Origin of the sequence: Novosphingobium sp. YAF33, assembly GCF_052113265.1 — a bacterium.
In the GTDB taxonomy this organism is placed as follows: Bacteria; Pseudomonadota; Alphaproteobacteria; order Sphingomonadales; family Sphingomonadaceae; genus Novosphingobium.
In genome coordinates, this window is record NZ_JBFRCW010000024.1 from 16,932 (window position 1) to 38,004 (window position 21,073).

18 protein-coding genes and 1 riboswitch are annotated in these 21,073 nt (G+C 63.0%); of the genes, 11 read left to right on the plus strand and 7 right to left on the minus strand.

The window, feature by feature from the left end:
* Window positions 1-69: 69 nt before the first annotated feature.
* A complete protein-coding gene (locus AB4Z00_RS25355) occupies window positions 70-855 on the minus strand; it encodes a DUF4198 domain-containing protein (protein WP_442047724.1) in 786 nt (261 codons plus the stop codon).
* On the minus strand, window positions 855-2,951 hold the full coding sequence (locus AB4Z00_RS25360; RefSeq protein WP_442047725.1) for a TonB-dependent siderophore receptor: 2,097 nt from the start codon (window positions 2,949-2,951) through the stop codon (window positions 855-857). Before AB4Z00_RS25360 ends, AB4Z00_RS25355 begins: the two co-directional genes overlap by 1 nt.
* A gap of 180 nt (window positions 2,952-3,131) precedes the next feature.
* Window positions 3,132-3,376: riboswitch (cobalamin riboswitch) on the minus strand.
* A 563-nt stretch (window positions 3,377-3,939) separates the two neighbouring features.
* Here AB4Z00_RS25360 and AB4Z00_RS25365 point away from each other — a divergent pair.
* From AB4Z00_RS25365 to AB4Z00_RS25380, 4 genes are all read left to right on the plus strand, one after another.
* Window positions 3,940-4,173, plus strand: a complete 234-nt coding sequence (locus tag AB4Z00_RS25365) for an alpha/beta hydrolase (RefSeq protein ID WP_442047726.1) — start codon at window positions 3,940-3,942, stop codon at window positions 4,171-4,173.
* A 160-nt stretch (window positions 4,174-4,333) separates the two neighbouring features.
* On the plus strand, window positions 4,334-5,476 hold the full coding sequence (locus AB4Z00_RS25370; protein ID WP_442047727.1) for an MFS transporter: 1,143 nt from the start codon (window positions 4,334-4,336) through the stop codon (window positions 5,474-5,476).
* Between the two features lie 141 nt (window positions 5,477-5,617).
* On the plus strand, window positions 5,618-5,785 hold the full coding sequence (locus AB4Z00_RS25375; RefSeq protein ID WP_132265397.1) for a DUF1328 domain-containing protein: 168 nt from the start codon (window positions 5,618-5,620) through the stop codon (window positions 5,783-5,785).
* Window positions 5,786-5,954: 169 nt separating this feature from the next.
* A complete protein-coding gene (locus AB4Z00_RS25380) occupies window positions 5,955-6,218 on the plus strand; it encodes a hypothetical protein (RefSeq protein ID WP_132265399.1) in 264 nt (87 codons plus the stop codon).
* Here the strand turns inward: AB4Z00_RS25380 and AB4Z00_RS25385 are convergent.
* On the minus strand, window positions 6,183-7,079 hold the full coding sequence (locus tag AB4Z00_RS25385) for an AraC family transcriptional regulator N-terminal domain-containing protein (RefSeq protein ID WP_442047728.1): 897 nt from the start codon (window positions 7,077-7,079) through the stop codon (window positions 6,183-6,185). The two genes, AB4Z00_RS25380 and AB4Z00_RS25385, sit on opposite strands and share 36 nt — an antisense overlap.
* 189 nt (window positions 7,080-7,268) lie before the next feature.
* Here AB4Z00_RS25385 and AB4Z00_RS25390 point away from each other — a divergent pair, with 189 nt between their 5' ends.
* Window positions 7,269-8,000, plus strand: a complete 732-nt coding sequence (locus AB4Z00_RS25390; RefSeq protein ID WP_132265401.1) for an SDR family oxidoreductase — start codon at window positions 7,269-7,271, stop codon at window positions 7,998-8,000.
* A gap of 118 nt (window positions 8,001-8,118) precedes the next feature.
* Here the strand turns inward: AB4Z00_RS25390 and AB4Z00_RS25395 are convergent, their stop codons facing one another.
* A complete protein-coding gene (locus tag AB4Z00_RS25395) occupies window positions 8,119-8,529 on the minus strand; it encodes a DUF1905 domain-containing protein (RefSeq protein ID WP_442047729.1) in 411 nt (136 codons plus the stop codon).
* A gap of 89 nt (window positions 8,530-8,618) precedes the next feature.
* Here AB4Z00_RS25395 and AB4Z00_RS25400 point away from each other — a divergent pair, with 89 nt between their 5' ends.
* A complete protein-coding gene (locus tag AB4Z00_RS25400; RefSeq protein ID WP_442047730.1) occupies window positions 8,619-9,329 on the plus strand; it encodes a TetR/AcrR family transcriptional regulator in 711 nt (236 codons plus the stop codon).
* 173 nt (window positions 9,330-9,502) lie between these two features.
* The gene (locus tag AB4Z00_RS25405; RefSeq protein WP_442047731.1) at window positions 9,503-9,820 is read left to right on the plus strand and encodes a hypothetical protein; all 318 of its coding nucleotides are present in this window, start codon (window positions 9,503-9,505) and stop codon (window positions 9,818-9,820) included.
* A gap of 463 nt (window positions 9,821-10,283) precedes the next feature.
* Here AB4Z00_RS25405 and AB4Z00_RS25410 read toward each other — a convergent pair whose 3' ends face one another.
* Complete coding sequence (locus AB4Z00_RS25410) at window positions 10,284-12,596, minus strand: glycoside hydrolase family 3 N-terminal domain-containing protein (RefSeq protein WP_442047732.1); 2,313 nt, start codon at window positions 12,594-12,596, stop codon at window positions 10,284-10,286.
* A 121-nt stretch (window positions 12,597-12,717) separates the two neighbouring features.
* A complete protein-coding gene (locus AB4Z00_RS25415; RefSeq protein WP_442047733.1) occupies window positions 12,718-15,147 on the minus strand; it encodes a TonB-dependent receptor in 2,430 nt (809 codons plus the stop codon).
* A 408-nt stretch (window positions 15,148-15,555) separates the two neighbouring features.
* Here AB4Z00_RS25415 and AB4Z00_RS25420 point away from each other — a divergent pair, with 408 nt between their 5' ends.
* The 4 genes from AB4Z00_RS25420 to AB4Z00_RS25435 are packed head-to-tail and all read left to right on the plus strand — an operon-like array spanning window position 15,556 to window position 20,783.
* On the plus strand, window positions 15,556-15,852 hold the full coding sequence (locus tag AB4Z00_RS25420; protein ID WP_166675348.1) for a hypothetical protein: 297 nt from the start codon (window positions 15,556-15,558) through the stop codon (window positions 15,850-15,852).
* On the plus strand, window positions 15,849-18,341 hold the full coding sequence (locus tag AB4Z00_RS25425; RefSeq protein ID WP_442047734.1) for a glycoside hydrolase family 2 TIM barrel-domain containing protein: 2,493 nt from the start codon (window positions 15,849-15,851) through the stop codon (window positions 18,339-18,341). The genes AB4Z00_RS25420 and AB4Z00_RS25425 overlap by 4 nt, the downstream gene beginning before the upstream one ends.
* A gap of 52 nt (window positions 18,342-18,393) precedes the next feature.
* Window positions 18,394-19,149, plus strand: coding sequence for a FadR/GntR family transcriptional regulator (locus AB4Z00_RS25430; protein ID WP_442047735.1), 756 nt, complete (start codon window positions 18,394-18,396; stop codon window positions 19,147-19,149).
* Window positions 19,150-19,151: 2 nt separating this feature from the next.
* A complete protein-coding gene (locus AB4Z00_RS25435) occupies window positions 19,152-20,783 on the plus strand; it encodes a glycoside hydrolase family 43 protein (protein ID WP_442047736.1) in 1,632 nt (543 codons plus the stop codon).
* 119 nt (window positions 20,784-20,902) lie between these two features.
* Here AB4Z00_RS25435 and AB4Z00_RS25440 read toward each other — a convergent pair.
* Window positions 20,903-21,073 (minus strand): 4Fe-4S dicluster domain-containing protein (locus tag AB4Z00_RS25440; RefSeq protein ID WP_442047737.1); only part of this gene is annotated, 171 nt, incomplete at its 5' end.

Below are 21,073 nucleotides of genomic sequence, written 5' to 3' on the forward strand. Positions count from 1 at the left end.
GCGCGCGTTTCGCTGTAATGCCTTGGCCGCGCCGCCGGACAAGCATGGCCCCGCGGCGCGACGTTCGGGTTACTCCGGCCTGTGTTCCAGCGTGAAGCTCAGCGTCGCGGTGTGCTCGACATTACGATACTTGGCGGGATTGTCGCTCGGGCCGTCGTAGACGGCATGGATGACGTTGAGCCCCTGATTGCGAACGGCAAAGGTGACGGTGCCGTCGGAGCCGGTGACGGTTTCCTTGGCGTCCGGATCGTTGACGAAGTCGTTGATGAGGCGCGCGCCCGCCACCGGCCGGCCTTTATACAGCACCTTGTACGTCAGCTTCCGGCCCAGCATCGCGGGGATCGGGCCGGCGGGGACGATCTGCAGGGTCTGGCCGGGAAGCGCAGGGACGGTGCCGGCGGACGGGCCCTGAATCCGGACGGCATACTTGATGTTCTTGGTGGAGATGTCGGCGCCGGGCATCTCGTCGAGGCCCTTCTTCTCGTACTCGCCGCCCTTCATCCGCGACCAAACGCCGTTCTGCAGGATCGCAGTCACGAACCTGGGCCTGGTTTCGGTTTCGACGAGCATCGCGAGCCCCGAGATCCGGTGCTGCGCCTTGATCGGCTTGACCTCGGCATCGTAGGCGGCAACCGTATCGATCAACGGCTCCCGCTTCACCATGTCGAGATCGTCGGCGCCTTCGCCGTAGATCAGCACGATCTGCTTCGAGCGTTCGGTAATGTAGATGCCGTGCGCCTGGGCGGGCAGTGCGGGCGCGAGCAGCAGAGCGGTGAGGATCGCGGCTTTCATGGCAGTCTTCATCATGCACATCCTTGCTTGAGTTCGGCGGACGAGACGGGTCTTGCCGGCCATCACAGGCCGACCGTGATGCTGGCGATCGCGCTGAGCGGGGCGCCGGGATAGAGATTGCTGCCGAAGCCGCGCTCGGCGTATTTTTTGTCGAACAAGTTGTTGACGTTGACCTGCAGCTTCACGTTCTCGGCCAGCGGATAGTAGGCCAGCAGGTTCACCGTTGCGTAAGAGCGGATGTAAGGCGCGGTCGCCGCAGTGCCGGCGATGCGCCCACCGACGTAAGTGACGCCTGCACCCGCGCCGAGCCCCTTGAGGGCGCCTTCCTGCACTTCGTAGACGTTGAGCAGGCTGGCCGAATGGCGCGGCGTGTTGGGCAGGCGCTGGCCGAGCCGCAGGCGATTGTCTCTGGTCACTTCGGCATCGGCGAAGACATAGCCGCCCACGATCCGCCATGCCCTGGTCAGGTTGCCCGTGATCGAGAAGTCGAAGCCCCGGCTGCGCACTTCGCCGGCGGCGATACTGTAATCCAGATTGTCCGGGTCAGTGGTCGCGACGTTCTGCTTGGTGGTGTGGAACAGCGCCGCTGTCGCGCTCAGCCTGCCGTCCAGCAGTTCCAGCTTCACACCGGCCTCGTAGCTGGTGCCGCGTTCCGGCGCGATGACATTGCCGTTCACGTCCGCTGCGGTGTTCGGCTTGTTGGAGCGGGCATAGCTGCCGTAGACTGAAACTTGCGGGGCCAGCACGAAGACCGTCCCAAGGCGCGGCGTAAATACCGTCTGCTTGAACGCAGAAGTGACCCCGCTGCGCAAGTTCAGGTTGTCGCTCTCGTATCGCTCCAGTCGTCCGCCGACCAGCAGCTTCAGCCAGGGTAGCAATGACACCTGGTCCTGGGCGTAGCCCGCGAATGTGCGCGTCTGGGTGCGGATGCTGGTGAACGTGCCGTTCAGCGGCGGGATTGCGGAGCCATAGACCGGCGCGAAGATGTCCAGCGTGAAGGGCGACAGCGTCGGGCTCGAATTGCGGATGACCTCGGTATAGTGGAAGGCCTCGAACTCGGCGCCCAGCAGCACTTCGTGCTCGACGCTGCCGGTGGCGAACTGGCCGGTCAGGTTCACCTGTGCATCCAGATCGCGCCACCGCAAGGTACGCTCGCTATAAGTGCGCACCAGGGTGCGGCCATCTGCGCGCAGACTGGAGGCCTGGATGCCGGGGCCGCCCAACTCGCCATTGTAATACTGGGCGCCCGCCCGCAGCTTCCAGCCAGGCGCCAGCTTGTATTCCGCGACGAGGCTGCCAAGGCCATTGCGCACGCGCCACCGGCCGACGGACGGCTCGCCGAAGAACCGTGAAGCGGGAATGGCGATGTCGAGCTGATTGCTGAAGGCGGGATTGCCGCGGTCCAGCGGGGTCTTCACCTGCACGAACTCGCTGCTGAGAATGAACGTCAGGTCCGGCGAGGCATCCCAGGCGACGACCGGCGCAACCACGATGCGGTCGGACTGGACATGATCGCGGAAGCTGTCGCCACCTTCCACGGCCGCGCCGAGGCGGTAGCGCACGGTCTTTGCGCTATCGATGGGACCGGTGGCATCGACCGTTCCGCGCCAACCGCCGAAGCTGTCGATCCGGCCGCTGACGGTCTGGGCCATCCTGTCGGTAGGTACGCGCGAAACAATGTTGAACGTGCCGCCCGGATCTCCGCGACCATATAGCAGGGCAGCAGGGCCACGCAGCACCTCCACGCGCTCGACGGCGATGGAGTCCGGTGCCGGCGGATAGCCGCGGTTCATCGGAAAACCGTTGCGGAAGTATTCCGAGGTTGTGAAGCCGCGCAGGTTGTAGTCGGTGAGACCAGTGCCCCCGAAGTTGTTGCCGCGCGTGATGCCGCCGGCATAGGCTAGCACGTCCTCGACACGGTTCGCTTGCAGATCGTCGACCACCTGCCGCGTCAGCACGGTCACGGACTGCGGCACTTCGAGTAAGGGCGTGTCCGTGCGCGTCGCGCCGCTGGAGCGGGTGACGTTGTAGGCGCCGGTCTTGCCCGTGACGACGATCGTATTGTCGGCGGGTTCGGTCTCGGCAGCACTCGTCATCGTGGGAACCGCCGATAGTGCGAGGCTTCCTGAAAGCAGCGCGGTCTTGGTATTCTGTCTCAATGCAATCCCCCGAGGCGTCGAGCAACACCGGGCAGGAGGCGTCCGCGCGAACGGTCGGCGCGCGCAGTGGCCGGACACCCCAAAGGCGGCTGACGCACGACACCGATGCGGCCTCCGCCGCATTCTCGTCGCTCAGACGGAGAAAACTGACCGTGCCAAGACCATCCCCTGGGTCAGGCAAGAGCGACCGGTGCGACGGCAGGTCTCCTGGCTTGCGGGTCACAGCTTGATGCACGGCCTTCCCAGGCCTCGCAGGATTTAGCGTCCGGCCCAGTGGCTGGCGGCTCGGGCATTTCCCGTCCGCACATGTGCATCGCGCTCGCCGCTCACAGTTGCAGGGACAGCCTCGGATTCAAAGGCGCGGAGCCCTCTCACCGTGTTCCCTTTTAAGCCTTTTTCAAGGCACCGACGCGATCAGCCCGGGAGCTGAAGCGCCCAGGCCCGGTTGGCGATATCTGTGATGATCTCAATTCGCAATAGCATAAGCGCTGCCTGGAATGTCGGTATCCGTCGGCGGCGATGCTTTCGGGAATGATCGTCTGGGCGAACGCCGGATTTCGAACTCACTGCTCGCGATAGCGCAGCGCTTCAGCCATGGTCTCACGTTGCATTATTGAATTTCACTCAGTGCTGCATGTTCATCTTTCAGGCTAATGGATGATGGCGCCCGCGCCTAGATGGTGGCCATGACGATTTTCGTTGCCACACCCACCGGCCTCGCGCCGCCTCGATGCGCAAATTGGCGCGCTGCCTACCAGGCGCATGGCGCCTGAAGCCAATGGCCTTCTCAAAGACAAAGCTCACGGTCGAAGGGCTCGCTTCCCAATGGAGACATCCCATGCCCAGACATGAGCGGTTCGGACACCAGGTCTGGCACCAGGCCTAGGCGTCTTCAGGAACCACCCGGCGCTCCATTCTTCAACTCTCTGCCGGCGCAGCTGCACCTGGCTTCCTTCCCTTCACCATCCCATTCGCGGAGGCACAAGACATGTCCAACGGCACAGATAATTTCTACGTGAGTGACCGCGTCACGATCGATAAAGTCACCTTCAGAAACCAATACGGCATGACCGTCGCCGGCAATCTCTTCATGGCCGACGATCTGGATCGAGGCCGCCGCCACGGCGCCCTTGTCGTAGGCCATCCAATGGGCGCGGTGAAGGAGCAGAGCGCGAACTTCTATGCCACCAGGATGGCGGAGCAGGGCTTCGTCACCAATTGATCAGGCGCCCCGGCGAGCGGTGCCTCTGCCGTGCTGCCGAGCATCGACATGTCACGCAGCCGCAGATCCGCGCATTCAAGGTGAAAGCATGCATGTTTCGATAACCACGACCGCGGATGACGCGGGGCCCGGCGCTGCACCATGGAGTGCAGTTCTGGCAATGACACTGTGTGCTTTCGTGCTGGTGTCGTCGGAGTTTCTTCCGGTGAGCCTCCTTACCCCGATGGCGCGCGACATGATCATCAGCGAAGGGCAGGCCGGACAGGCCATTGCCGCGTCCGGTCTGTTCGCTGTTCTGACCAGCCTTTCGATATCTTCGCTCACGCGCAAGCTCGATCGCAAGCTTGTGATCCTGTGGTTGACGGGGCTTATGATCGTATCCGGCGCCATCGTCGCCTTCGCCCCGAGTTATCCGGTGCTGCTGGCCGGGCGGGCCGTTCTCGGAATCGCAATCGGCGGTTGCTGGTCTATGTCGACGGCAGTGCTCATGCGCATCTCGAATGGTGCGTTTCTTCCACGGGCCATCGCGACGCTTCAGGGCGGCAGTGCATTGGCGACGGCCGTGGCGGCGCCGATGGGCAGTTTGCTCGGCTCTGTCGTGGGCTGGCGCGGCGCATTTTTCTGTCTTGTTCCGCTCGCGGCGCTGGCGCTGATATGGCAGGCAGTCAGCCTCCCCAAGCTCCCTGCGCAGCACGGATCGCGGCAAGCGAGCGTCATCACCCTTTTGAGCAAGCCCGGCATTTTCATCGGACTGATCGCCGTAGCTGTCCTGTTCATGGGGCAGTTCGCCCTCTTCACCTACCTGCGCCCGTTTCTCGAAACCGTCACCCATGTCGACATATCCTGGCTATCGATCATCCTGCTGCTGATCGGCCTGTCGGGTCTTGCCGGAACGGCCGCCATAGGGCCGCTCGTCGCAATGAACCTGCGCAGGGTGCTCGTGGTCATACCGGCCTTGATGGCTGGCGTTGCCCTTGCATTGGCAAGCTTCGGTGGCTCGTTCTGGCCGACCGTCCTGCTGCTTGCGGCATGGGGCCTGATTGCCACACCGGCGCCGGTAGGATGGTTTACCTGGCTCTCTCAGGTGCTTCCCGATGATGCCGAGGCCGGCGGYGGATTGATGGTCGCTGTCATTCAACTGGCCATCACGCTCGGCGCGACCATGGGCGGCGCCATCTTCGATGCCACCGGCGTGCGCGCCACTTTCGAGGTCAGCGCGGCTCTGCTGGTCCTTGCCGCATTCCTCGCCGCAATGGCTGCGCGTCGAGCCGGGCAACGATGCGAACTCTCGCCAGTCTCCTGACCGATCAACAAGGACATCTACATGCGCGATATCACTGCCGAGGTTTCGTGGAACATCGGGACAGCTTGAAAGTTCTAAAGAACGAGCTGCTGCGAACATGTCGGCGCAGCGTTGGTGTAGTTAGTCTAAGGGAGAGCACTCATGTTTCGCTGGGCAATAATTTTTGCTGTCGTCGCATTGATCGCTGCGCTTCTGGGTTTTGGCGGCGTTGCAGGCCTCTCGGCCAGCCTCGCAAAGGTCTTCCTGCTGGTGGCGGCCGTAATCCTGGTTCTCGGCTTCTTCTTTGGTCGTGGCACAAGGGTACCCTGAAGCTTGTCGGCTCTATGAAACGCTCTGTGTAGAGACGTTTGTTTGGGTCCTGGTAAAGGCCGTGCGGCAGAAGCGCTCATAGCAGCGCTTCTGCCGCACGGTTATCCGGTATCACTTGTAGGGCAGCTGTTTTGCAGGAATCCAGCATTCAGAGGAACAAGAGTTGACTATGCTTGCAATCACGGCTGCAGACCGGGAAGCGGCGAAAACGCTGCGTGAGGCGCTGGCCGAGGTATCCGACTTCTGGCACTGCCCTGGTGACGAGGGAATACTCTGCCAGGTTCTTGCCGCGCATCGTATCCAGGCTGAGCGCCGGCTTTTCGAACAGCTCGCCGGTTCCCTGGTTGTTCCGACGTCAGAACCGAACTTGAAACTGAGCAATTCCGCCCCGGCCCTTTCAGATCACCATCGCCATCTGCGGCTTCGCCCTTAACCGTCCCATGTCGCGGACGGGCGGGGCGCCGAAGAGTCGACGATATTCGCGGCTGAACTGGGAAGGACTGTCATAGCCGACGCGGAAGCCAGCCTCTGCCGCGTCGAGCCGGTCGGCCAGCATCAGCGCCCGCGCTTCCTGCAACCGCAGTTGCTTTTGATATTGCAGCGGGGTCATGGCGGTGGCGCGGCGGAAATGGTCATGAAAGCTCGACAGGCTCATGCCGGCAAGGGCGGCAAGGTGCGCACCGCGGAAAGGCTCGCGGAAATGGGTCTTGAGCCAGGCGATCGCCTGCGCGATCTGGCCGGTGCGGCTTTCGCCGCTGGCGATGGCTCGCAGCACGCTTCCGCCCGGCCCGGTCATCAGCCGCACCAGCAATTCCCGCTCAATCAGCGGTGCGAGCAGCGGCGCATTCACTGGATCGCTGAGCAGTGCCGTCAGCCGCGTGGCCGCGTCGATCAGTTCAGGCGTCATCGGGTGTAACGTCATCCCGCTGCTCTCATCCGCGCCCGCCGGCAGGGGCGGCAGGGTCAGCGCGATCTCCGACAGCAGGGCGGGGTCGAGATAGAGGCAAAAGCAGAGATAAAGCGCGTCCGCGCTGGCCTGCGTCACCGCGCCGGTGATGGGCAGGTCGAGCGAGGCGACGAGATAGTTGGCGGGACCATAGTCGATCACCGCATCGCCCAGCAGCACGCGCTTGCCCCCCTGCGCGATGATGCACAGCGCCGGGCGCTGCACCATATGCACCGGCTCCCCGCGCTGGGCCGAGCGGACCAGTGCCAGTCGAGCGATGGGCGTATCCATGATGCCGTCGCGCTCGGCGTATCGGGCAATCTGCTCAGCCAGTTCCTGATGCGCCATCAGCCCTTCTCCCCAAGCGGTCGGTACGATCAGCCTACACGGCCGGCCACGGCCGATCCAGCCCGATGCTGGCAATCTGGAATATCGTGCAATCATCCCGGATGACCGTTCTACCGCCTCCCGCCCAGAGAGCGCCATGTAGGGGGCATCGGATCGATGGTTCGGTCCGCCCTAACAGGAGTGACGATCATGGCTATCGAGGACAAGGTCATCGCGATTACCGGCGCCAGCAGCGGCATCGGCGAAGGCACGGCGCGGCTGCTGGCGGCGCGCGGGGCGAAGCTGATGCTGGGAGCGCGCCGCACCGACCGGCTCGCCGCGCTGGCGGAGGAACTGAACGCAGCGGGAGGCGCGGTTGCCTTCCGGTCGCTCGACGTAACTGACCGCGCCGATTTCGAGGCGTTCATCGCCGCGACGGAGGCCGAATATGGCCGCGTCGACGTGCTGGTCAACAATGCGGGCCTGATGCCGCTGTCACGCTTCGACAGCCTGAAGGTCGATGAATGGGACCGGATGATCGACGTCAACATCCGCGGCGTCCTGCACGGCATAGCCGCCGCGCTCCCTCGCTTCAAGGGCCAGGGCAGCGGCCAGTTCGTCAACATTTCTTCGATCGGCGGCTATGCCGTGTGGCCGACCTGCGGCGTCTACAGCGCAACCAAATATGCCGTGCGCGCGATCTCCGAAGCGCTGCGCATGGAGCATGACGACATTCGGGTCACCACCATCGCGCCGGGCGTGGTGGAATCGGAACTGGCCCACACGATCACCGATCCGGTCGCGGCGCAGGCGATGGTCGATTTCCGCTCCATCGCGCTCACCCCGGACGCGATCGCGCGCGCCATCGCCTATGCGGTGGAGCAGCCTGCGGATGTGGACGTCAATACGTTGATCGTGCGGCCGGTTCGCTCAACGATCTGACCGGGATGGGGGCATTCGCATATTGCCCCCCGTAACTCGCTGCAGCCAAAGTCCTGCCCAGGCGGCCAGTGCGGCAGCTTGCGGAATCCGCCGAGGCCGCAGCGAGCTATCCCTCGCCTTAGATCGTTGGACGGCGCTCATCGAAGTCGCGTTTTGCAGTGATTTGGATTTCAACCGTCACTCTGTCGGCGAGATTGATCGAGCCGGCTTTCCTGACCGCCGCCTTGACTGGCAAAAGATAGCTGTTTCCCTTTGGAAAAAGAGAGGTCGTGAACGGGATTTCATTTACGACTGCATGCACGGGCACCACGCCCCAGCCATAGCTGGCTATCCGGGCGGCATAGCGCACCTCATCCACGCATTCGGTGGGCACGGCAACGAAGAAGAAGGGCGCGGGCCCGCGCCATTCGAAGACTTCGCCTACGAAGGTGAAGCGCGCGAGAGGGGATGTGTCGAGCGGCATGGCGAACCAGTCTATGGCAACTACGGTACGCGCGATAGCCTCGCCGGCACGAACGATAGTTGGCACCCGAGCGTCGTTTATCGGAAAGGGTGGCTTCCACGGGAACGGCGAGGCAACGACGTGCCGGTTGTGYGTCGTCCCAAATCGGTTACCACATGGGCAATCGATATTCCAAAGCGCGGATTACGGCAAAAGTGCAGGACAAGGTGCGGCAATCAGTGGCGGCGAAGGCAGATCAGAAACCGGTCAGAAGAAGAGGGCGTCCGGTAGCCGCCGATTCCGCCAAGATCACACAGGACATCCTGAGCGAAGCCACGCGAATGTTCCTGGAGTTGGGGTATGAAGGCACCTCAATGGATGCCGTTGCCACCAACCTTCGCATTCCGCGCACTACGCTCTACAAGCGCTTTTCGGACAAGGCGGACCTTCTTCAATCCGTGATCGATGCAAAGATTGCATCGTGGTCCGAACTCAATACCAAACGCGATCCGGCGCTGTCGCACGATCTTGTCGAGCAGCTGATCAGCTATGTCGAAGCGATGCTGCTTTGGGGGACGAAACCCGAAGTTCGCGCCATTACCAGGCTCGCGGGCAATCTGACGGGAACGGCCGGATCGGGGTTCAGCGGCCACAACCAGAAGGGCTACCGGAGCCTCCATGCGCTCATAGCGACGTCGATTCGCGAGTATGGTCCTGCCAGAGGGTTCAAAATGCGCGATCCGGAGGGCGCGGCAGACCTGGTGATGGCCGTGACGGGGGGAACGATCGCCGTACGTCCCGAAGCGGAACCTTTCAAAGACGATGAGGCGAAAGTTGTCGCGAGATCCCTTGTCGAGCGCATTGTCGGAGGGGCGGGGTCCTGGTGATCTGAGATCGAATTCATGATCGCCGTGACGAAATAATACAATGTGTAGCTATATTGACTTGGTGCTGGCTCGATCCGATAGTCCTGTTTGAACAGCGGATAGATGCATCGAGATGACGGCGCTGGAGCCGCCACGCGCATCGATCCCAGCTCCTGTTCGGGAAAGGATTATCAATGCGCGCACTTCTCTCGGCGGTACTTTTGGCTCTGGCCATGACGGGATCCGTGACGGCCTATGCCGAAAACCCGCCTGCAGCTGCCAAAACCAAAGCTGCCTACAAGGTCCAGGAAACCGACCTCGGCACGATGCTGGATGATCCGGCATCGAAGGCCATTCTGCTCAAGCATATTCCCGAGATCATCAATAGCCCGCAGATCGAGATGGGCCGCGGGATGACGCTTGCCCAGCTCCAGCAGTTTGCCGGCGATCAGCTCACCGATGAGAAGCTGGCGACCATCCAGACCGAACTCGACGCGGTAAAGCCCCACTGAGGCCGCCGGTTTCAGATCAGTAGCGGCCAGCCGGACGGCCCCTCAAACAAGGGAGGGCCTCGTGCAATTTGGTGGTCGCCCCGCTTAATCCGTGCCCGATCGAGCGGGGTAGGGGACCTCTTTCTCGCCAGTGGGCAGAAAGAGGTCCTTTTGCTACTCGCCCGGTTCCGCGGCGCTCTCGGTCAGAACCCGCACGGGCGGCAGAGCCCGGAAGGGCGAACCTTCGACGTCTTGCTGTAGGCCGGAAACCCATTCCAGGCGACTTTTTTGGCGCCAGGCTGCCAGTCACCGATGCGGCGGTTCACCCATTCCGGGATCCGCGTTTTCGCTCAGCGATGAAAGGGTGTCTATCACCGGGGCAGGCGGTGTCCGCGATCACTACCGAGGCAAACCGGATCGCTCCAAGCGCGCCAGCGGCGAGGAGCGCGCATCGTGGAACGCTGCGGTTCATGTCAAAGGCCGCTTATTCTTCACTCACCTCGAACGATCCACCGAGCGATGCCGTGGAATCGCCGCCAACCCAGACCTCGAAGTCCGAGCTGTCCTCGATCCAGCTCCGCGTGGCGTCGCTCCAGTAGCGCAGGTCTTCCGGACTGAGCGTAAAGGTGAGCGTCCGCTTCTCGCCCGGCTTCAGGGTCACGCGCTCGAAGCCCTTGAGTTGGCGGACCGGCCGGGATGAGGTGCCGTGCTTTTGATGGATGTAGAGCTGCGCCACTTCATCGCCGCTTCGCGGGCCGCTATTGGCGACATCGACAGTGATGGTCACCGGACTGCCGGGCGCGACCTTCGGCGTAAGCACCTTCAGATTGGAGTAGGCGAAGCTCGTGTAGCTGAGCCCGAAGCCGAAGGGCCAGGCAGGTTCGTTGCTCCCTTCCTGATAACGCTTGGCGGCATCGGTCGGATCGTGGGAGGGTAGGCGCGCGTAAGTCATAGGGGCCTGGGCGGCGCTGCGGACCCAGCTGATCGGCAATTTGCCGCCGGGCACGGCATCGCCGAACAGCAGGTTCGCGGCGGCAGCTGCTCCCTGGCTGCCGGGATACCAGATGTCGAGGATCGCCGCGGCCTTGCTGTCCTGCACTGTGAGCGGACGGGCGCTCATCAGGACGACGATCACCGGCTTGCCGGTGGCCACCACCGCGTCGAGCAGCTCCTTCTGGCGTCCGGGCAAGTCGAAACTCGCCCGCGAGGCCTTCTCGCCGCTCATGTTCTGCGCCTCGCCGAGCACCAGAATGGCGGCGTCCGACTGGCGAGCCAAGGCGACCGACTTTGCAATCTCCGCGTCTTCGTCGATGGGTTCGGGCTTGGTCCGCTTGCCGTCCATCATGTCGAAAGGCGAGGGGTTCACGCGTGCGGGAATGCGGACACCTTCGGAATAAGACACGGTGACGCCTTGCCCGACTTTCGCGCGGATACCGGCCAGCAGGCTTTCGGCGCTGGGGTTGTTCATCGAGAAAATCCAAGGGCCGAGCATGTCACGCTGGGAATCCGCAAGCGGCCCGATCACGGCGAGCGACCGGACTTTCTTGCGGTCGAGCGGCAACAGGCCGCCTTCGTTGCGCAGCAATACGGCCGACCGCTCGGCAGCCGCGCGGGCGGCGACGGCATGGGCCGGATCGGCGAGGACTTTGGCAGCGCGTGCTTCATCGACATAAGGGTTTTCGAACAAGCCCATGCGAAACTTCGCGGCGAGGACCGGTCGTACCATGGCATCGAGTTCAGCGGTGGTCAGCTTGCCCTCGGTGATGGCAGCCGCGAGCGAAGGCATGTGCGCCTTCTGTCCCGGCGGCACCATTTCCATGTTCGTGCCGGCCGAGATCGCCTTGACGGCCGCCTCGGTTCCATCCTTTGCAATGCCATGTGTCCTGAGAGCATCGACGCCGCCGGCATCGCTGACTACCCAGCCCTTGAAGCCCCACTCGGTGCGCAGCGTGTCGGTCAGGAGGCGGTGGTTTCCGGCTGCGGGTACGCCGTTGAGCGCCATGTAGGCGGCCATGATGTTGCCCGCGCCCGCGTCGACCGCGGCCTTGAATGGTGGCAGGTAGAAGTTGTGAAGCTGGTTTTCCGAGATTTCCGACTGGTCGTAGTCACGCCCGCCCATGGCAGCGCCATAGCCTGCGAAATGCTTCGGCCCGGCAATGATGTGACTGGGCGCGCCGATGTACGCGCCCTGGAATCCCCGGACTTGCGCCGCGGCCATGGCCGATCCCAGGTACGGATCCTCGCCCGCGCCCTCGACGATGCGGCCCCAGCGGGCATCGAGGGCAACGTCGACATTGGGCGCGAACGTCCAATGAATGCCTACCGCCCGCGCCTCCTGCGCCGCTACCGCCTGCGACCGTTCGACCAGCTTCGGATCCCACGATGCCGCCATTGCGAGGGGCACGGGAAAGATCGTGTGAAGGCCATGAATGACATCGAAACCCACGAGCAGGGGGATCTTCAGGCGGGTCTGCTCGACGGCCATCTTTTGCGCGCGATTGAGCAGTTTGGGATCGGTCGTGAAAAGGATCGAGCCAGCCTTGCCGGCGGCAATCTGATCGTCCACGCCTTTGGCCATCGCTGGAATCTGGGCAAAATAGAAGAACTGGCTGAGCTGGCCGGCCTTCTCCTCGGCGGTCATCTTTGCCAGGAGCGCCTCGACGCGGGCCTCGATAGCGGCGTCGTTTGCCGGAAGCTGGGAGGATGAGGGCTTGGGTCCCGCTTGCGCGTCAGCCGGGTGAATAAGCGCGCTGCCCAGCAGCAGACTGGCCGCGAACTTTGCTGCAATACGGCGCATTTCGAGATCCTCCTGATAGGGCGTTGAAGCGCGCCCGTGATTTTTTGCGTCTGGCTGTGAACGACAAGAGGGCGGGTGATCTTGGATCACCCGCCCAGGTCGGAGGTTCGGTTCGCGCCAATCAGCGCGAACCGAACGAGAACCTTACATTGAGGCCGAACTCGCGCGGCGGCGTCATGGTGATGCCGGTGTAAGTGCTGGTCGTCGTCGCGGCGGTTGGCCCGGTGAGGATCGGGCCGTTCGGTCCGAACCCGCCAAAGCCGAGCTGCTGGTAGCTGGTCGAAAGCGGGCTGGTGCGGGAAAGCGCCTTTTCCACTTCGAACAGGTTCTTGGCGTAGAGCGAAACCTCCCACATTCCCTTGGGATCGCGAATGCCCGCGTAGAGATTGACCAGGGCATAGTCGCCGACGTTGTCGTAGATGTTGGTGGGATCGCTCTGGGATTTGCCGTTGTAGGTCACCAAACCGCGAAGGTAGCCATCAAACCTGTTGGAAATCGGAAGGCTGTATTCGCTCTGGAGCGTGGCCGAGAAGGGGGGCTGGAAAGCGGAGCGCTGCGTCACCTGGCAGGTCGCCAGGTTCTCGGAACCGACTGCGGCCTGAAGCTGCGCAAGTGATGGTGCCGACAGGACGTTGTCGGGCACACCGTCGCCATTGAGGTCGTTGCAGGGAACCGTGCCGTTCTTGATCTTGCCGAGCGAATAGCTGGCGAGCAGGCCCATCGTCCAGCGATCGGAGATATCGAAGGAGAGATCGCCTTCCACGCCGTTCACTTCGACAGGGACAGCGCCCGCGAAGTTGAACTGGCCGACTTCCTGATGGATGCCGGTAACCTGTCCGGCGCTGTTCCTGTCCGCCACGGTATTGACGTAGTAGACGCCGTTGGACACGCGGTAGGGGTAGTTCTTGAACTTCTGATGGTAACCGGTGACGTTGAAACGCATCCGACCGCCCATGAGCGTGCTCTTGAAACCGACTTCATAGGACTTCGAGGTTTCGGCAGGAAGGTTGGTGAAGCTCTTTTCGGTAGCCGAGGGCAGGATGTTGAAATCGCCGACCACGTTGATGCCCGGCCGCCAGGAACTGCCGGTGCTGGCGTAGACCATGAGATTGGGCGTGATGTTTTGCTTGATGGAGCCGGTATAGATCCACTTCTTGGCATCCTGCCCATCGGTGGAGACGGTATTGCCGCCCACAACCAGCGTATTTTCCGAATTGTAGTCGATATGCCTGAGGCCGCCGGATACTTCGGTGGAATCRGTTACGTGAAGCGTCAGATTACCGAAAATCGATTGCTCGTGATTGCCACCGAAGCGGCCGATCGGTGTCGTGACCGCAGTCGCAAGGCCGCCGCCGAACAGGAGCGGCAGGCGAACCGCCGTGCTGCGCAGGAGATCCGTCGGCGCGTCGTTCTTCTGGTCGAAGAAGCCGACAACGTAGTCGACCATGCCGAACAGGCGTTCCTGGTTCTGCAGGCGGACTTCATGGGACGTCGACTTGGTGCGGGTGTGGGTCGCCTGGAAGATCGTATCGCCGGGGAACACCACTGCGGAGTCGAGGGAGGTGCTGGCATGGACGTTCTGGGTATAGTGCTGGCCCTGATAGATCAGGGTCTGGCCGGCCAGGTTCGCTTCGGCACGCCAGTTGTAGATGTTGTAGACCTGCTTGATCCGGCGCGGCTCGACCTGATCGGTGCGGCGGTCGCTCGTATCGATGTAGACCGGGCTTGGTGCGGCATCGGGATTGACCTCGCTGAAGGAGGCGACCTGATCGTATCCCACCGCATTGCGCTGCATATGCTGGTAGACGCCTTCGAACCTCAGCCAGTCGGTCGGCTGGATCAGTCCACTGACGCGTCCGGCGCGGGTACGGGCGAAGGGATCGCGGCCGCCATAGCTGGTGTCGAGCGGCTTGACGCGGTTGTCCTCGTTCTCGTCCCAGACGCCGGCGACACGAATGGCGGCGATGCCCTCGATGACGGGCAGGTTGAGCGCGGCCTTGATATTCTGCGTGCCGATGTCGTTGGCCGTCATGTCGACCGTGCCGCCAACGGTATAGAGATCGGGCTTGCGACTGGCGACGGTGATCGATCCTGAAGGCGAGGCGCGTCCGCGCAGCGTGCCCTGAGGACCGCGCTGGACTTCGATCTGGCCGATATCGAACATCTGCTGAAGAACGATGCCCGCCACGATCGGCGCGTCGTTCATGTAGAATTCGACGGTGGAGTTGAAGCCACTGGCATTCACGTCGAAATTGACGCCGCGCATCTTGGCGCTGCCGCCGACGCCGTTGGATTCCGTTGTCAGTTCCAGGCCGGGAACGAGTGTCTGAACTTCCTTGAAGTCGCGGATATTGAGCTTCGCGATCTCTTCGGACGTCACGGTATCGATGACTGCGGGGACATCCTGAACGTCCTCGTCGCGGCGGCGCGCCTGGACGATGATGATGTCCGCGGCGTTTTCGGCGGCCGGCGCCGATTGCGCCCATGCAGGCGGCGCCACGGCGAACAAGCTGGTGGACGCCAGCAGCAGGTTGCATCCTGTCTTGATCATATTCCCTCCCGTTTTTTGTTTTCTTGCTCGCAGCAAGCGCTCACGCAGGACCGCGGTCAAAGGCGAAGGTCCTCGCTCCGGATGCCCGCCTCAGCTTGGGACCGGGCGCGATCGATCTTCGCAATGGCTGCGGCAAATCCGATGGTTCCATCGTCCTCTTCCCGTCCCGGAGCTGGCTTGACATGCCGTCCTTGCCACTTAAAACAACACACCGTTGCTATTTAGACAAGGCACAAAATAAGCCCGAGCCCATCGGGGGGGCGATGATCGCGGCGACCGAGAAAGCAGGAGAGGACCGATGGATCAGCGCACATGGCGCGCAGGCCTGGTTGAACAGCGCCATGCGCTGCGGCCACCGCTCGTCGAACCGGCGCTCGCACTGCCGTCTCAAGACAATTCCATGAGAGGATGACCAATTTGGACGCGCCACTTTATCCGCCTGCGAAGGCCTACGATCCACCGCGCAGGCTTCCCCGGATACTCAGTTCGCGAGAGACGCCGATCGCTATCCTGCAGTCGATCCCGGCGGCCTGGGCGATCGTTAACAAACAGATACCAGGAATGGATCGGCGCATCGGCAATGAGATGATCAAGCCGCACCTTGGCAACTTCTCGCTCGAATCGCTGCTCGTCTTCGGGGTTGTGCAGCGGGAGCCTCTGGCACGGATCGATGCCGAACTGGCCAGGCTGGGAGAAGTCATGTGAGCTTCGAATTTGACACCAATCGGCGCCAGGCGCTCATGGTCGCAGGAGCCGGTGCCGTCTTTCCCATGGTCGGCGTGGCTGCGGCAAAACCACCAGTCTTGCCGCAGCGAGCAAGCTGGCCGCTGCGGGATATTCCGTTCGACGATGGCTGGAAATTCCATCGCGGTGGCGGGGATGGTTTCGAACAGGCCGGCCTCGATGACAGTACATGGCGCGTCGTCGACCTGCCGCATGACTGGGGTGTCGAGGATGTGCCGGGCGGCACCGAGCCGGCCCAGATCGGCCCGTTCGACAAGACAGCCGTTGGCAAGGGCGCGACCGGCTTCACCGTTGGCGGTGAGGGTTGGTATCGCAAGCGTTTCAGCGTCGCCGGCTATGCTCCCGATGCGCGCATCGAACTGACGTTCGATGGGATCTATCTCGAAAGCGACGTCTTCCTGAACGGCCATCCGGTCTCCAGCAACGTGAATGGCTATATCCCGTTCGCCATCGATCTCACGCCCTATCTCGACCGCAAGGGCGACAATGTCGTGGCGGTTCGGGTTCGCAACGAAGGACGCAACACCCGCTGGTATGCGGGGTCGGGCATCTATCGGCAGGTGACGCTCGATGTGCTGCCGAGCCAGTGCCGGATCGCGCGATGGGGCGTTGCGGCCTGGACTCGCCGGTTCGCAGACGGACGGGCCGAGGTCGATCTGACGACATCGCTCGAAGGGGATGCCGCGGGCTACGAAATCGTCACCCGCCTCATCGATGCCGAAGGTCGCACTGCCGCGCAAGGTCGTGTGGCTGCGGGAAGCGAAGTACGCCAGACGCTCACGGTGCAGGGCCCCCGGCTTTGGTCGCCCGATCATCCGAACCTCTATCGGCTCGAAACCGAGCTGCGCCGCGGTGACAAGGTCGTCGACAGGCTGGAGCAGCCCTTCGGTGTCCGTATCGTGACTTTCGATCCCGCACGCGGGATGGCGATCAACGGCGAAGTCATCAAGCTGCGGGGCGGCTGCGTCCATCATGACAACGGACTGCTGGGCGCCTGCGCGTTTCGCGATGCCGACGAGCGGCGGATCCGCCTGCTGAAGCAGCGGGGTTTCAACGCCATCCGCAGTTCGCACAATCCTGCCTCGCGCAGCCTCAGGGAAACTTGCGATCGTCTGGGCATGCTGATGATCGAGGAGGCCTTCGACGCCTGGCACGAGCACAAGGAGCCCCAGGACTTCTCGGTTCATTTCCGGGAGCACTGGGAAGAGGTGATCCGGGGGATGGTTCTGCCTGCCCGGAACAGCGCCTCGGTCATCATGTGGAGCATCGGTAACGAAATCCCTTTCCGTGCCAGCGACGAAGGCGTCGAATGGGAATGGAAGCTTGCCAATGCGGTGAAGACGCTGGATCCGACCCGGCCGGTAACCGCCGGGCTCAATGGCGTCCTGGGGCAGGAGATGATCGCCGGAGCCGATACAGCGCGTCCGGGATTTGCCGGAAAGGTCGATAACGCCTCCACGATGTTCCTCGACGTGCCGGGGTACAACTACCGGCTCGATGACATCGAACGCGAGCATTCCAGCCACCCCGAGCGGGTCGTCTACGGCTCCGAGACCTTCGCGCGCGAGGTCTTCGACTACGCTGCGCTGATGGACCGCGCGCCCTATTTCCTCGGGGAGTTCCTGTGGACAGCGATGGACTACATCGGCGAGGCGGGGATCGGCGCAACGGCATTCCTGAAGAATGGCAGCCTGCCTTATTACTTCGCGGCGTGGCCCTGGGTGAACGCCTGGTGCGGCGATCTCGACCTGATCGGATGCCAGAAAGCCTCTTCGCTGGCGCGCGACGTTGCATGGGGCCTGGCTCCTGTCACCATGACGGTGCTGCGGCCTGCACCTGATGGAACCTTCCCCTGGACCGCCAACTGGGGCTGGCCGGACGAGCTGGCGAGCTGGAACTGGGACGACCACAAAAGCAAACCCCTCAAGGTGCGCGTCTATACGGCCGGCGACAAAGTCCAGGTGATCCTCAACGGTCAGACGGTCGGTGAGAAAGCGCTGGCAGCCGGCGACAAGATGACGGCGGAACTCCCCGTGCCCTACGCGGCCGGCACACTCGAGGCCGTCGCCTGGAAAAACGGCAAGGTCATTGGCCGCACGCACCTGGAAACCGTTGGCGAGGCAGTATCCTTGCGGGTGTCGGCCGAGCCGCTGTCCCAGCGCCGCGGCCGCGATGCGCTCGCCTATCTCAAGATCGAGGTGGTGGATGCCAAGGGACGGGTTCTGCCTGACGACATGCGGCCGGTGACCCTTGCGCTGGAAGGCTCCGGCGAACTGGCCGCCTTTGGCAGCGCCAATCCGCAGGCCGTGGGCTCGCTGAAAGCCAGCCACACCAAGACCTTCAGGGGGAAGGCTCTCGCGATCCTGCGAGGCCGAGGAAAGGGAGCGCTCCGGATCACAGCCCATTCGCCGGGGCTTCGCGGGGCCAATGCAAGGGTCGCCTTCGAATAGGCCCGGCAAAGCCGGACATGTCGGAAGGCCGTGAGGGAGAGAGAACCACGCCATGAATGCCATCGCGCGAAGTGCTGACGCGGCAATGTCCGGCGGCGCGAACATCAGAAGTTCCGGGCGCCGGCTCAATGGATCGGTCGTACAGAAGATCGGCCGGGACATCGTGTCCGGCCACTATCCGCCCGGCTCCATACTCTACGGGGAGGTCGTTTTCGCGCAGGAACTCGACGTGTCGCGCAGCGCCTATCGCGAGTCCTTGCGGGTATTGTCGGCCAAGGGTCTCATCGAAAGCAGGCCCAAGGCGGGTACGCGCGTTCTTCCGCGCGAATGCTGGAATGTTCTCGATCCCGATGTTCTGGAATGGGCCTTTACCGGCAAGCCCGATTTCGGGTTCATCCGCGACATCTTCGAACTCCGCGGGCTGATCGAGCCCGCGGCCGCCGGTCTTGCCGCCCAGCGGCGTTCGCGCGAAGATGTACAGGCTCTGCGTCGATCGATCGACGCGATGCGCGGCCATACCCTGGCGAGCGAACCAGGTCGCCACGCGGACCGCGATTTTCACCAGACGATCCTGAAGGCCACCGGTAACGGCGCGCTGATGGTCCTGACCGCCAGCGTTGGAGCAGCCGTCAGGTGGACGACCCAGTTCAAGCAGCAGGCGCGAACATTGCCGCGAAATGCCATCCCCGAGCACGTCGAAGTGTGCGAGGCCGTTGCGGCCCGGGACTCCAGGCGCGCCTCGGAAAGCATGAACCGTTTGATCGAGCAGGCCCTCGAAGACACCAGAAACGCGGTGGAAGCTTTGTGACTATGCGCTCACCTCTCCGCGTTTCGGTCCGTGCTTTCCTTCCGGTCGTGGCTGCCGGCTCGATGATGGGCGTCGGAACGGCCGGAGCGAAAATTGGCGCCGAAAATTCACCTGTCACTTACCAGAACCCGGTCCTTTACGTCGACTACTCCGACCCCGACGTGATCCGCAGCGGGGACGCCTATTATCTGGTGGCTTCCAGCTTCCATATGTCCCCAGGTCTGCCGGTGCTGCGCTCCTACGATCTCGTGCACTGGACCCTCGTCTCGCACGTTCTTGCCCGGCTTCCCGACACTCCGGCCTACAATCTGGTGGGCGAATTCAAGATCACCGACGCCAATCCGCGGGACACGACCGGCACGAAGTACGGCAGCGGCCCCTGGGCACCATCGATCCGGGAGCACGGCGGCCGCTTCTTCGTCTATTGGGCTACCCCGGATGAAGGCATCTTCATGGCCACCGCGCGCCGGCCCGAAGGTCCCTGGAGCGCCCCGACCACAGTAATTTCCGGCCCCGGCTTTGAGGACCCCTGCCCTTTCTGGGATGAGGACGGGACCGCTTGGCTCGTTCACAGCAAAGTCGGTGCAGGTCCGCTCATTCTGCACCGCATGCGTGCCGACGGCACCGGCGTTCTCGATGAGGGCCAGCTCATTGCCGAGGACAAGAAGAGACTTCCGGTCCTTGAAGGCCCCAAGCTCTACAAGCGCAATGGCTGGTATTACATCTTCGCCCCCATCGGCGGGGTCGGGACCGGGCCGCAGGCTGTCGGTCGGTCCCGCCGCCTCGAGGGTCCTTATGAATGGCGCGACGTGCTGCTTCCCGGCGGCGACCTGAAGCTCAAGGGACCGCATCAGGGTGGCTGGGTGGAGACAACGGACAGGAAGAGCTGGTTCCTCCACTTCAATCTTACGGGAGCCTTCGGCCGCATTGTGCATTTGCAACCGCTCACCTGGCAGCAGGATTGGCCGATCATTGGAGCGCCGATTTCCGGACAGGATGCCGGTCTGCCCGTCGCGCGTTGGCCCATGCCGCATACCCGAAAATCGGGAGGTTCGGATCGCCTGCAAGGTTCCGATCAATTCGGGGCGCGGCGGCTCTCCATCCAGTGGCAGTGGAATCACAATCCGGACGATAGCGCATGGAGCCTGCGTGCCCGGCCCGGTTTCCTCAGCCTCACGGCGCTCCAGGCGTCCCAGATCGTCACCTCGCGAAACACCCTGACGCAGGTCATGCAAGGACCGGCGCCAGGCTATGTGACCCGGCTGGAGATCGGGCGAATGGCGAATGGCCAAAGGGCAGGTCTGACGCTGCTCAACGCGCAGCCGTCCTGGCTTGGCGTGGTGCGCGATGAAGGGGCCAATCGGATCGTGCTTTCCCTAGCAGGCCAGGAGACCACGATCGCCGACGTCCCTGGCTCGGTTCGCAGCGTGGTGCTTGCGGCGAATGTGACCAAAGACGGCATAGCCACTTATCGTTACAGTCTCGACGATGGACGAAGCTTTGCTGGCGAACCTCTTAAACTCGCGTGGTATGGCTGGTGGAAGGGCACTCGCCCGGGACTGTTCTCGTTCAACACTCTGGCGCAAGGCGGTGTCGCCGATTTCGACTGGTTCCGAGCGGGGCAAGACAGGTAGCGATAATGATGTCGCTTGCTTCGTCGCGGTCAAGCTGCTGCTTTCACGACTGCCAGCACCGATTTGGGTGCCTCGGAGGAACCTCCGACGCTTCGTCCTTTCCGCGAGAGACCTCTCGATCACATATTCGGATAGTTCGGACCGCCGCCGCCTTCCGGCGTCACCCATTCGATGTTCTGGGTGGGGTCCTTGATGTCGCAGGTCTTGCAGTGGACGCAGTTCTGCGCGTTGATCTGGAGCTTGGCGCCCGCACCGTCCGGATCGACGAATTCGTAGACGCCGGCCGGGCA